The organism is Proteiniphilum saccharofermentans (genome assembly GCF_900095135.1).
Lineage (GTDB): Bacteria > Bacteroidota > Bacteroidia > Bacteroidales > Dysgonomonadaceae > Proteiniphilum > Proteiniphilum saccharofermentans.
Genome location: NZ_LT605205.1, coordinates 1464417 through 1478734, shown reverse-complemented (window position 1 = coordinate 1478734; position 14318 = coordinate 1464417). Strand labels below are relative to the sequence as shown.

The window sequence follows — 14318 nt, the reverse complement described above, 5'->3', positions numbered from 1 at the left end:
CTTTATTTTTTAATAATTTTCCCTTTGATCATCCATACACCGATCTTGTCGGAATTAAAGTTTGTAGAAGCCAGAGCAGCAATGGTATTATCCCCTAAATCATATAATGAATTCCATTTTGCTTCTTTCGACAATGGTACATCAAAAGGCCGTGAAGGATTCCTGAAACCAGAAGGATTATCGCTCACCACAACTTCCATGGTAGACAGTTCCCAATCGGAAGACCTGTTTCCCGTAGTCTGGTAAGAGAGCACATAGACCCCTTTGTCGGTAAGTACCAGATAAGGAGCTCCGGCATACACCTCACTACCCAGTGGGTCTCTCAAAGCCGAATAACGGTAGGGTGAATCTTCCAGAACAGGGTTTGCCCAGGCCTGTTCAATCGGGCTCTGTACCAGCCAGGGTTTAAACTGCTTTGACAAGTTGTCTTCAATAGCCACATATATTTTACTGCCATCATGTACTGCCACAGGCATTCCATCCCGTTTCCCTTTCCGGAAAGAGACTGTGGTATGTGCTTCCGACCATGAAGCACCGTCATCAGTGGAATAGAGCATAGAGATCTCTTGCTCATCGGAATCACGATAAGGCGATTCATTGGCGAAATAAAGATGTAATGTGCCGTTGGGTAACATGAGGAAAGAAGGCTCCCAACATCCGTCCCTGAAATAAGTTCCGGCCCGGTAAAGAATATCCGCCTCCGTCCATGTAGCACCATTATCCCTACTCCTTTTCAATGCGATAGAAAAAGGGAAAACACCTTCATCCCGTGGACGCAGGTTTGAGGCAAGAAGGATGTCGCCATTGTCAAGTTGGATCATTTCAGGATTGGCTATATTCACTCTTGTTCTTTCACCTGTTTGTTCATCCGTATAATTAAATGCTTCGTATGCCATCACCGGTTCACCCCAGGTTATACCTTCATCGGTACTTTTTTTCACCATCAGATCACCTCTCCTGTTCTCATACACCACGATAAGAGAGTTATCCTTTAACCTCCGCAGACGGGGATAGCCACCCTCATCTGCAATGCAGATGAGGGTATTCTTTTCCCATTCAATGAAATAATCTTCACTTCCCTGATTTTCCTCACTTTGACAAGTAATGAAAGTGAAAAACAGGAACAGAAATAGAATTATTTGCTTAATATATTGCATATCTCCTGATTCACTTTTCTCACTCTATCCTCATCTACTTTCACCAGTTTCCTGTCATAAGTCAATAATCCGTTTACTTCGACTTCGACATCGGTAGTCTGGGTATAAACAGCGGCGGAGAATCCCTGACGGATCAGTTGTTTCAGTTGCTCGGCATATTTGATATACTCATCGGTCACCTCTTTGGAACTATTGAACTGCACATAACCCCAGTTACGATCGGGTTCCCAGAGATGTTCCTTGTTAGCCCATCCGATTCCGCCATATTCACCAAGCACGGTAGCACGCTGGGCATCGTACAGATAAAGTTGGGGAGCAGGATATTGGTGCAGGTCGAGCATATCTCCTACGGGATAATGGTTACCACCGCTGGCCGGATTCACCAGGCGGGAGGGATCATATTGTTTGGTCCATTCGGTAATCTCCCGGGTTTTGAATTGCCCCCACGCTTCATTAAAGGGCACCCACACACCTATCGACGGGTAAGAATAGAGATAATCCATAATCTCTTTCCATTCTTTACGGAAATTAGCTTCCGACTCGGCGGAACGCACCCTTTCCACACCGTCGAAATACTTTCGCATCTGCCATTCAGGGCTCCTGTCACCATTAGGCATATCCTGCCATACAATTATGCCGTGACGGTCGCAGTGTGTATACCACCGTGCCGGCTCTACTTTCACATGCTTACGGATCATATTGAAGCCAAGTTCCTTGGTTTTCACCACATCGTATTCCAAAGCCTCATCGGAAGGTGCAGTATAAAGTCCGTCGGGCCACCATCCCTGGTCGAGGGGGCCGAAATGGAAAAGATCTTTGTTATTGAGTTGTAAACGTACAATTCCCTTATCATCGCGTTTCATGGAATATTTACGCATAGCGGCATAACTTGCCACTTTATCGAGTTGCTTATTACCATCCCAAAGGGTAATTTCCAGGTCGTAGAGATGCGGACTGTCAGGCGACCAGAGTTTTACATTTTCCGGCATCGTGATCTCCACCGGCAGGTTATTGATGGCCTGTCCCGTCGCGACTACACGGGAACCTTCCTTTACTTTCACCTCTATCTTAGCAGCAGAAGTGCACACATTAGTGATAGCCTGGACTGCTAATATATTTTTATCTACATCAGGCGTAATCCTGATATTTTCGATATGTGTTTCAGGCACCGGCTCCAACCACACTGTCTGCCAGATCCCGGTTACCGGGGTATACCAGATACCTTCCGGTTTATTCACTTGTTTTCCGCGTGGTTGGTACCCCTCGTCAGTGGAATCCCACACTTTTACAACGAGTGTGTTATTGCCATTGACAAGTGCGGGAGTAATATCGAAAGAGAAAGGGGTATATCCACCGGTATGTTGTCCTACTTTCACACCGTTCACCCATACATCCGCTTTCCAGTCCACCGCCCCAAAATGAAGGAGTATCTTATTGTTTCTCCATTTAGACGGTACGGTAAACTCACGCTGATACCATAGTTCATTGTCGCTGCCCACCCTTTTTTGTACTCCCGAGAGGCTTGATTCTACGGCAAACGGCACCAGGATCTGGCCGTCGAAATTAGCCGGTTTTTGTTTTCCAACCGGAAGGATGGCATAATTCCACAACCCGTTAAGATTCTGCCATTCACCGCGTTCCATAATGGGTCTTGGATACTCGGGTAACACATTATTCACATCGATTTGCGTTGCCCACCGGGTTTTAATCTTGTCTCCAGCCGGTTGCCACTGGGCTGAGACAGTAAAAGTTGCTACAAGTAAAACAAATAAAACTAGTTTCGATTTCATAAGACAATATTCATTATTAACATTAAAGTCATATGGAACTCGCATTTAATCATTATCTTTAGTGTAATAATGTTCCTGCTCGTTTCATGTTGATATTATTTTAAATAAAATTACAATTTCGAGTTTACGAAAATAGATGTTTATAAATAAACAAAAAAGTACAATCTGGTCAAAAAATACAAATACAATCTCATTCTGACTTCTTTTATTCAAAATCTTTGGGTAAAACCCCAAATTGCTGTTGAAAACACTTGGTGAAGTAAGAAGGTGAATTAAATCCAACCATATAACAGATCTCATTTACTTTGTAAACTTTTTCCTTGAGCAACTGTGCTGCTTTTTTCAGACGTTCTACCCTGATATACTCGTTGGGAGTGAGATCCAGCACACCTTTTATTTTTCGGTAAAAACTGGCACGGCTCATATTGAACTGCTCCGATATATCTTCCACAATGAATTCGGAATTGTCGAGATTTTCATGTACGATAGCATGTAATTTCTTAATAAACTCTTCATCCGATTTGGTGCGTACTATGCTGTTGGCACCGATAAACGGATTTTTCAGAAATGTTTCGCGTAGCTTTTCCCGGTTCTGCAGCAGATTAGCGATCTGCGCCATCAGCACTTCTAAAGAAAAGGGTTTGTCAATATAGGCATCGGCACCCGTCTCAAATCCCTGTACTTTAGATTCTACATTTACTTTTGCCGTGAGCAGTATCACCGGTATATGGCTGAATTCAATATCGAGTTTCACCCTTTTGGTCAGTTCCAGACCATCCATTTCCGGCATCATAATATCACTCACAATAAGACTCACATTTTCCTCACGGAGTATTTCCAGTGCCTGCATCCCGTTTTCTGCCGTCTTTATATGATAATGTGACGATAGAAACTTTTCTTCAAACCGCAACAATTCCACATCATCGTCGACCAAAAGTATGGTATAAGCCGCTACCTTTTTTTTAACATTTGTATCCGGCTCCCTTTTTCCCAATTCTCTTTCTGTTTCGGATACAGCTTTATCGGTCTCACCAACCGGCAGTGTAAGGTGAAAAAGGATCCATTCATCCTCATTCTCCAAAACCAGACTTCCTTTATGTAGTTCAGCCAAAGATTTGGAAAGCGCCAACCCGATACCAGTACCTGCAGTTTTACCATCGTTCTCTTTATCGAGATGCACAAAAGGTTTGAAGATCTCCTCCCTGTATTCATCAGGAATTTTTTCTCCGTCGTTTTCTGTAAGCAGGTGAAACGTGATGTTCTCTTCATCGGTTGAAATATATGCCTTCACTCGTACACAACTATCGCAATACTTAATGGCATTATTCAATAAATTGCTGACTATCTTCAGGAAAGCTTCTTTATCAAGCAGCACAAAAATATCATTATCTGGCAGATCAAGTTCAAAGGTCAAATTACGTTGCCTTGCCAGAGGGGTGAAACGCAGAAATGTCTCCCTGATCAGTTCCGAAGCATTCTGCCTGTGCAGATTCATTAAATAGGCATCCGATTCGGTCTTCCGAAAATCTAATAACTGATTGGTCAGGTTGAGCAGCCTATCGGTATTCTTGCTCATGATCTGCAGGTTCTCCTTTACATTATCGGATACCTGTCCAGTCATGATCACATGATCGAGAGGCGCTTTGATCAATGATAGAGGTGTACGGATCTCATGCGCCACATTGGTGAAAAAATCGATCTTCGACCGGTATAGTTCCCGTTCCTTTTCCTGCTCAAATATTCTCATTCTACGTCGTTGAACGCGTTGTTCACGCATATTCAAAACACGGAATAATAGTATAATTGAGAATGTAAGCAGCAAGAAATAAATCAAATAAGCCCAACCACTTAACCAGAACGGCGGACGTATCTGAATGGCAAGCGTCTTTATATTCCCTGCATTTTCATTTTCTTCATCTCCATTCAATTTGACTGTCAACCTGTATTTTCCCGGCATCAGATTGGAATATACAATATCCTGCTTATCTTTCGCATTGATCCACTCTTTATCAAACCCTTCGAGCCTGTATACAATATAATTTGAATTCAAATTGGAATAGTTGAGTACAGCATATTCCAATCTGAACGAATTTTTACTGTAAGGTAAGATCAATTCATCGGTATAGAGGATACTTTCCTTTAATAGGGATCGTTCGTCCGCAGGACTTGCCCGTTCATTTTTTACAAATAGTTCCGTAAAAACAATGGGTACGTCAAGTTTGGATTCACTAAAGGACGAAGGATTAAAACGCACAAAACCATCGGTAGAACCGAAATAGATAGTTCCATCGGAAGCCTTGTAACTCGACTTATAATTGAACTGATTGGTTTTTAATCCATTATCCACTGTATAATTTCTGAAAGTTCCCGATAAAGGATTATAACAGACAAGCCCTGAATTAGTGGAGAGCCATAAATTGGCATTATCGTCCTCTACTATTTGATACACCACGTCGTTTGGCAACCCTTTGGCACTGTTGAATGTAATAAATTCTTCAGTCTGTTTATCAAAACGGTAAAATCCTCCGCCTTCCGTGGTAACCCACAACCGTTTCCGGCTATCCTCAAAAACGCTTGTCAACTTATTGTATAACGTGTTTCTTGCACCGGAAGGATCATACAGGAAAACGTCCCACTCACGGGTAGCAGGGTCATACCGGTAAAGACCTTTAGTAAAAGTAGATACCCATATCTTCCCATCTGTGTCTTCAAAAATATCCTGAATATAAATCCCCTGAAATTCCTCAATACGGGTAAAGTTGTCTTCATTATAATTATAAATATTCAACCCGGACAGGTTGCCTATCCACAATGTATTCTGGCGGTCTTTATGGATGGCAAAAGTACTGTTATGGCTGATAGAGTTCGGGTCATCAGACTGTATGTAAGTAACCAATTCTCCTGTTTTCAGGTTATACCGGTTCAATCCTTTCGAAAAGGTACCAATCCATAGATAATCTCCATCAGCATACAGAGCATGAATATTCGTATAAAGCGATTGCAAGACGGACGGTAACGGCAAAAATTCAGTCCTTACCGGATCGAACAAATTCAGGCCGTTATCTTCCGTTCCTATCCATATTTTTCCGTCGGGAGCGCTGCAGAATTCACGCACACGGCTACCTTTCATACCGTTATCCTGGGCAACAGGATAGAATAACTCGAATTGGTTATACTGGTTGGAATAGTAATCGACTCCTCCAAAAAACGAGCCGATCCAGATTCCTCCTTCCCGGTCTTTATAAATGGAATAGATCGCATTGTCGGATAAGGAGTATGGGATATACCTGTTGTGACGGAGATTGCCGACTTCTCCGGTTTCAGTGTTATAGATATACAATCCCGATTCACTACCGATCCAGATCGTCTGCGGATCAATCCTCGCCAAACACCGGGCAAATATTGGTTCACCATATGCGTCTTCATCCAATAAAATACGATGTGTCATATTAACGGTATTTACACTTATAATACCTTTCGTAGAAGAAGCAATCAGCAATTGGTTATACTCGTCTGCCACCACTTTCCATATTTCACCTGTATCATATACCAAATCCGGATCATCTTTTAAATGATACTCGGAAACCTCTCCTGTTTTCTTATCGATCCGGATGAAAGGGAGATTATAGGGGAACGCCCAAACATGTCCATCCCTGCCAAGACACAGGCTTATCATCCGCATCCCTCCGGGAGTCTGGGGTATAGGATAATAGGTAAGCGTATCTGCCCTGAAATTATAACAGAAAACACCCTTTTCCTCTACGGAAATCCACATATCACCGTCGTTATCCAACAAGATATCGCTGACAACACCATCCATCGATACATGATCGGCCGGAGTCTTTTCGAAACGGTTGAACTCCTCACTACGGGGATTATAAATATAGATCCCGTCATCAGTCCCTACCCAGAGGTTATCATTTTTATCCTGAAGAATACGGTGGAACACATTGTCACGCAGGTTCCCACCGGGAGAGAATTTAAAGATCTTGAATGAAGTACCGTCAAAACGGTTTAAACCGTCTTTTGTACCGAACCACATAAATCCCTGGTTATCCTGAAAAATGGTAAAGACGGTATTCTGAGACAGCCCGTTATTGATATTGTAATGCTTAAAGGAATAGCCTGGTAAACAGAACAGTTTCCCGCTGTCCATCATCAAAATAATGAACAACAAAATAATATGGTGTAAATTCTGTTTCTTCTTACTCATTGAACCAAAAGCACAAACCACCTGTCATATATTCCGGAAAGCATCCAGCAATTTTCCGACAACAAGATAAGGAAATATTTTTATTCAGCCATCACCGGCGTATCGTATTGTTCTTCAATATACATCTTATCCACGCCATCGACCTTTTTAAATCCGGCTCTTGCGATATACATTGCCCTCGGATGAATATTCTTATCATCATGATGTGCATGGAAAACAATACGTAAATCACCCTGTTTATCCCGGAACATAGCGCTATGCCCTACCCCAACCAGATCTCCTGGTTTTTGCAAGAGGGGATTGTCCGGATATTTTGTCCATTCACCGAAAATATCTGTCGCGGTGGCACAGCCGATACCGTAGAATTGGCTTTCATAACTGTTTGCAGAGTAGGTCATATAGTATATTCCATTGTGTTTCACAATAAAAGCTCCTTCATTGACCCGGGGCCAGACCTGTTCCCACTCCTGAGAAACATGAATACAGGGATGCAATGTTTCCGTTTTTATGGTCATCAGATCCTCTTCTAATTCAGCAACCCAGATATTTAATCCGTCATTGAAACGGTCGAAAAACAGATAGGGTTTACCATCATCATCAATAAACAACGAATTATCAATCGTTTTTTCACCTTCGATCATCGGTTTTTGAACAGGCTGTTTAAAGGGGCCGAACGGAGAGTCTGCCACCGCAACACAAATATGTTCCTCAGCGGAGTAATACATGTAAAACTTTCCGTTGACATAATACACTTCCGGTGCCCAAAACCATCTGTCACCGTATGAATTATCTTTGTGCAGTGCCAGTTCCGGTGCTTTTTTCCATTCTTTCAAATCATCCGATGTATATACTTCAATTCCGTCATTCGCATTGGTGCCGTAAGCATAATAGACATCATCGTATAACATAATGAACGGATCGGCCAATCTCACGGGGACTGGATTATGGATAGTCTCTTCCGGTTTATCAGCTCCTTTACAGGACGACACTACGACAAACAAACATATAAACAGCAGATACCGGTATTTTTTCATCTCTATTGTAATTTAAAAAAACCTTCCTGACCCGAAAGCCAGGAAGGTTTATCATTAATTTAATAATTAGGATTTTGTTCAATATTGGGATTATTACTCACTTCATCAGACGGGATAGGCAGACGGCTATGACGGCCGATCACGAAATTGTTGAAATCGGAATCACGCGATTTCAGTTCGTCTATGCCGGCCTGGCTGTCGACCAATCCCCAACGTTTGATATCGGCCCAGCGTTGACCTTCCGTGGCCAACTCAAGTGCTCTTTCCATCTGCAAACGCTTCAGGAAAGCATCTTTATCGGAAGTCGCAGCAGCGTGGTTTACAGCAAGTGCCGGCATATTCACCCTTGCCCTTACCCGGTTGACATGTGCAACAGCATCAGAGACACTTCCTCCCGATTGAACGATACACTCTGCATACATCAACAATACGTCTGCAAACCGTACAAGCCTTACATTAGTGGGATTATGATAATCATCAAAATCACGATAATGCTCCGAACTGTATTTCCGGTAAAACACACGCCCTTTCCAGTTGTCCCTGTTCCACGTTGCTTCGTTGCTGACCTCACCATATATCCGTTCGTTATCAGGAAAATCCAGATGTTGCTCACTGTAAAATGCAGTATGCCTCAAACGGATATCGTACCCATCATTCAGATTTTTCTCTTTTTTGAATTCGGCAACGAGCCACGGGCGTATTTCACCATCCGTCCATCCTATTCCGGGAGGAGCGAAAAATTGTCCGCGATTCAATCCCAGATTGGGATTTACATCAAAGTCACCATCACCTGCGGGCGCCTTATTCACATCGGAATATTGAATCTCAAATACAGACTCTCTATTATTTTCAGTGTCTCTCCTGAAATTATCGGCATAATTGGCGGTAAGATCGTAGTACTTCTGGCCTTCACCTTCCACTAACCATTGTAAATCATTCTTGGCTTCATTCCATTGGTGCAGTTGCATATAACATTTTGCCCTGAAAGCCAATGCCGCTCCTTTTGTTGCGCGTCCCTTATTGGCATCGTCCCACTCTTCCGGTAAAAATTTCTGCGCTTCAGTAAAATCACTTATAGCCTGTTGATATACTTCGGAACCAGTATGCCCTTCGGGTTGCATCCCTGGAGTAGACGGTTCGAGTACGATAGCCAGACTCTTATTATCACCTCCCCATAACAAAGCGAGATTATAATAGTAAAGACCCCTCAGAAAGTATGCCTGGCTAAGAATCCTGTTTTTTTCATTTTCGTCGGCAAACGTTATGTCAGGTACAAAATACAATACCTGATTGGCCCGGAATATTGCTTCGTAGCAGTCCCTGTATGTCCAGGCGTTGCCTTCCCAGAAATTGTAGTTATTATACCTGAAATCGGTCCATTCTTTCAATTCTGCCCAGGGACTTTGACTAAACCCTTCATCCGAGGTAAGATCCAGCCGGAACCATATCCACCGGCTATATGTTCCCGGTTTATAAAACATATTGTACACTGCATTGATGCCGTATTGTGCATCGGTCTCCGTTTTCCAGAATGTTGCCGTAGTGATGGTATTCGGATTCTCCACAGTCACATCACAAGCATTTAACAAGAAAACAGCAAATAATAAATATATGATTCTTTTCATTGTAATAAGTTTTCTGAGGGTTAGAATGATATTTGTGCTCCAAAAGTTACTCCGTAGGGATTTGGGAAATATCCGCCATCATAGCTGCGATCCCAGATATTGGTATTGAGGAACTCAGGATCCAATCCCGTATAAGAAGTAAATGTGATCAGATTCTGTGCATTTACATATACACGAATATTACTGAACGTACTGCCAAGCATTGATTTCGGCAGGTTATATCCCAACGCCATCTGTTTTACTTTGAGATAGCTTCCGTTCTCTAACCAGCGATCCTGATTGCCTCGCACATTACGGGAATCAGCATAAATGGGACGTGGATCTTTGGCATTCGGGTTTTCCGGAGTCCATGGGTCGTAACTCACGCGGTAATTCGAATTGTCATCAAAACGGTCGAACGCGCTTCTCGGGCCATTGAACGATTTATGTCCGAATGCGCCTCCCATCTGGATTTGAAGATCGAAGTTTTTGTATTCAAAACCAAGATTCATGCCTAACTCGAATTTCGGAATGGTAGATCCACAGTGCTGTCTGTCGTCATCGGTTATTATTCCGTCATCATTGTAGTCTATATACTTCACATCACCGGGTTTGGCATCGGGTTGAATGATTTTCCCTTCACTATTGGTATGGACATATACTTCTTCCTGGGTACGGAATAATCCGTCTGTTTTGATCAGATACCATTCACCTATCGGCTCTCCAGGAAGAGATTTCGTATCCCATTGAGTGAATTGTTTCAAATTATAGGCAATCTCCGTGATCTTATTCTTCAGGAAAGAACCGTTTACATTAATGCTATAACCAAAATCGCTATTTATCCTGTCGCGCCAGGTAGCAGAAAGTTCCACACCGGTATTCTGCAGGGTAACAGCATTCACATAAGGATTTCCACCGTTATTGCCGGTCACCATCAGTATCTGCATAGGAGCCAGTACATCCTTTGTTTCTTTCAGGAAGTAATCTACTGCAAGATTCAACCTGTTATTAAGCAACATGGCATCGAATCCGACATTCAACTGAGTCAGCCTTTCCCACTTTAAGTCATTATTTGCCAGTCTGATCTGCGTCATACCGGTGTGTACATTCTGGCCTGTTCCGAAGACAGCCTGAGGGAATGTGGTAATAAATGACACCCAATCCCATACACCGATATTTGAATTACCCAACACCCCGTAGTTGGCCCTTATCTTCAGATCGTCTATCCAGGAAGATTCAAAGAAATCTTCATTACTGATCCTCCACCCTGCCGATACGGAAGGAAAATATCCTACCCTGTTGTCAGGCGAAAATTTAGAAGACTCGTCGCGACGCATAGTGAAGCTCAACAGATACCTTTCGTCGTAGTTATAGTTTACACGGCCGAATACCGAAAATAATTTCTGTAAGTCCCTGTAATTTCCTGTCTTTGGATTTGAAAGCGCTGCATCAAGCGTATCAAAATAGCGACCATCGCTCGTCATCAACACATCGTTCTTTGTTCCCCAGATTTGCTCATAGGTGGAAGTAAAATAGCTTGTACCCAATACCGCAGAGATATCGTGTTTGCCAATTTTTTTGTTATACTCCAGCGTATTATCAAATACCAATCCCTGGTATTGAGCCTGGTTTTTATTTAAAGAAGAAGGGTCATAGGGTTGGTTGTATGTCCAATAGCCTTCTTTCCGTAAATAAGAATGTCTGTCATTACTGAAATCAAATCCGAGATTAAACCTGTATTTCAAGGCTTTCAGCAATTCAAGTTCAGTGAAGAGATTTCCCCTGACGCGTAAGTTGCTGTTTTTGGTATCTTCAAAATCTTCCTTTGCAAAAGGATTTGTTCCAAAAGTAACATCCCTGCTTCCATCACCGTAACCATATCCACCCCTGGCTGCATTGTTCTCATCATAAACAGGAATGGTGGGGAGCATACGATATACATCGACAATAGGATTCGTATTCAGTTCATCTACAGCAAAATGGCTTAACGTAATATTTTCCCCGATACGGAACGTAACATTGTCCCCAAAATCACGTGTAGCCGAGGTATTTGACCGCAAAGTAAAACGTTCGCTTTGGGTCCCAATAGTTGTCCCGGAATTGTGCTGGTAGTTACCTGAAATAAAATAGCGGCTACCGCTATTACCCCCCGAGAAAGATATATTGTGATCCTGTACGATACCGGTCTTAAATACCTCTTCCTGCCAGTCGGTATTTCCATCGAAATGGTTGGCCGGCTGCCGTCCTGCATTGGCAAAAGCCAGGTCGTTCAACTCAATCCATTGATCCCGGTTCGTGAGGTTGTATCTGGGTAACCATTGCATGGTGGCACGCGAAGATACATCAATCTTCATTTTACCTTCCTTCCCCTGTTTGGTGGTAATAATAATTACCCCGTTACCGGCTCTTGATCCGTAAATAGCTGCTGCTGATGCATCTTTCAATACCTGAATACTTTCAATATCGTTAAAATTGAAATCCCGGTTTGCACCGGAGACAACCCCATCGACAACATACAGTGGAGTACTATTTCCAAATGTACCCGTACCACGAATTTCCACTTTTCCTTCCCTACCCGGTGCACCGGCAGTACGTACGGTTACCCCGGGAAGAGTACCCAATGCGTCACCCACCGTACCGGTTACGATCGTATTTTTCATCTCGTCAGGATTAAATACGGAAACAGATCCTGTCAGGTCAGCCTTACGGATTGTCTGGTAACCGATGACTACCACTTCTTCCAACAGTTCTGCATCTTCGTCCAATGTAATCCTTACGGATGTTCTTCCATTAAGAGAAACAACCTGCGTTGTCATTCCCACATACGATACTTCCAAGGTTGCATTTGAAGGTACATTTTGCAGGACAAAATTACCGTCCATATCCGTAACGGTTCCGGTAGATGTGCCTTCTACCTGCACCGTTACGCCGACCAGTGGTTCTCCTTGGGTATCAGTAACCACACCTCTTACGGTAATTCCCTGTGCATACAAACATAAGGATAATGTCCACAACAGTACGGACAAGACCCCTTTCGATAAATTGAAAATTTGTTTTTTCATTCTCACATTTTGTTTAGATTATAAATTAAGTAAAAAAGATTTATAAAAATAAGTGCTAATCAGACGCTTATCGCCTCTATTGTTAAAAGGAATAAATGTATTTCCTCCGGGTGGAATAGATTAATGCCTCGCCTCTCATTTTTTGCAATTATTATATTAGCAAAAGAACTTTCTTCTTTACACTTGTCATGTCATAATCGTCTCAAAATGTATTAAAAATTTATCATAATTTTATATGCTATTGACTAATATCCCGTTAGGGAGAAGTAAAATATATCAAATTAACATAACAGCAGATTAGGTAAACAAAAAAAATCAGGAGATCAATAAAGGGTTATTCCTCTTTGATCTCCTGATTATACCTGAAAATACCGTAGCAAATTTACTGACCTGATCGGTTAACCAGTGATGGTAAGCCATCCTTCCAAAAAACCTCTTTGTTTGAAATATACCAACTTTTCCCTTTATCATTATTTCCCTGGAAAAACAAGTATGTTCTTCCATCAGCATCTGTAAATATATGGGGATGGCCCGATTCACTCTCATTCCATTCCCCTGGTTTTCCATTAGGAAGGAATGGATCATCGAACACTCTTTGCCATGTGAGCCCATCGTCACTAACCGCTACACCTACTTGTTGGGGCCAGTTATTGTAAGCCCCGGCATAAAACATATACATTCTGCCATTTTGGATGGTAACGGAAGCTCCTTCTATACATTCACCCTCCCAATCCAATTGTGGATACAAAATAGGAGCATTAAGAGGCTGCTTCCAATCTTCCCTGTTGAAGTTTGTCTCTTTCGGAGCTACAGCCACTCCCAACATCTGTATTTTAAAATCCGGATCACGCGTGGCAAAATAGAGGAAGTATTGCCCTTTGAATTCATATACTTCCGCATCGATTGCACGGCCGCAATTCCAATCACCTTCAGCCTTGAAAACCGGGTTTGTCCGGTTTCGCTCAAAACAGATGCCATCTTCCGAAAAAGCATGACAAATAGCATCATTGCGTCCGTTTCCATAAGTCTGATAGAAAAGATGCACCTTCCCATCCCTTACCAATGCACCGGGAGCACATAATCCGTTTCTCTCATACTCCGCTTCAGGGTCGGGAACAATTTCACCAATTTTCTCCCACGTAATCAGGTTTTCGCTTTCTGCAATCCCTATATTCCACCCCGAATTTTCTGCTCCCTTCATCGGAGGTATGGAATAATACATCAAATAACGCCCATCAAAATAAACGACATGGGGATCCTTGGAAAATGGCACTCCGGTACGTGAGGTATCTCCAAACATCATCTGTTTTTCTTGCGGGATAACTTGAGATTGCGGGAAGATTGCATAGGAAGGGAACGAATAGAAGAGCAATACAATAAAAAACAAAAAATCTATTCTCATAATGATATATATTTTATACTCAGATCAATAAAAATCAGGCATATAAAAGATATAAA

The 14318-nt window shown here is 42.4% G+C and carries 7 protein-coding genes; all 7 read right to left on the bottom strand.

The features are described from left to right. Positions 1-2: 2 nt before the first annotated feature. On the bottom strand, positions 3-1157 hold the full coding sequence (locus PSM36_RS05695; RefSeq protein WP_076929608.1) for a sialidase family protein: 1155 nt from the start codon (positions 1155-1157) through the stop codon (positions 3-5). Beyond that, on the bottom strand, positions 1136-2947 hold the full coding sequence (locus tag PSM36_RS05690; protein WP_076929605.1) for a glycoside hydrolase family 2 protein: 1812 nt from the start codon (positions 2945-2947) through the stop codon (positions 1136-1138). The genes PSM36_RS05695 and PSM36_RS05690 overlap by 22 nt, the downstream gene beginning before the upstream one ends. A gap of 205 nt (positions 2948-3152) precedes the next feature. Beyond that, positions 3153-7160 carry a hybrid sensor histidine kinase/response regulator transcription factor gene (locus PSM36_RS05685; protein WP_083710944.1) on the bottom strand — a complete coding sequence of 1336 codons (4008 nt, stop codon included), beginning with the start codon at positions 7158-7160 and terminating at the stop codon, positions 3153-3155. Positions 7161-7240: 80 nt separating this feature from the next. Then, the gene (locus tag PSM36_RS05680; protein ID WP_076929602.1) at positions 7241-8194 is read right to left on the bottom strand and encodes a glycoside hydrolase family 43 protein; all 954 of its coding nucleotides are present in this window, start codon (positions 8192-8194) and stop codon (positions 7241-7243) included. 59 nt (positions 8195-8253) lie between these two features. Further along, positions 8254-9819, bottom strand: a complete 1566-nt coding sequence (locus PSM36_RS05675; protein WP_076929601.1) for a RagB/SusD family nutrient uptake outer membrane protein — start codon at positions 9817-9819, stop codon at positions 8254-8256. Between the two features lie 20 nt (positions 9820-9839). Next, positions 9840-12860 carry a SusC/RagA family TonB-linked outer membrane protein gene (locus tag PSM36_RS05670; RefSeq protein ID WP_076929599.1) on the bottom strand — a complete coding sequence of 1007 codons (3021 nt, stop codon included), beginning with the start codon at positions 12858-12860 and terminating at the stop codon, positions 9840-9842. Positions 12861-13242: 382 nt separating this feature from the next. Next, on the bottom strand, positions 13243-14262 hold the full coding sequence (locus PSM36_RS05665) for a family 43 glycosylhydrolase (RefSeq protein WP_083710943.1): 1020 nt from the start codon (positions 14260-14262) through the stop codon (positions 13243-13245). Positions 14263-14318: the final 56 nt, after the last annotated feature.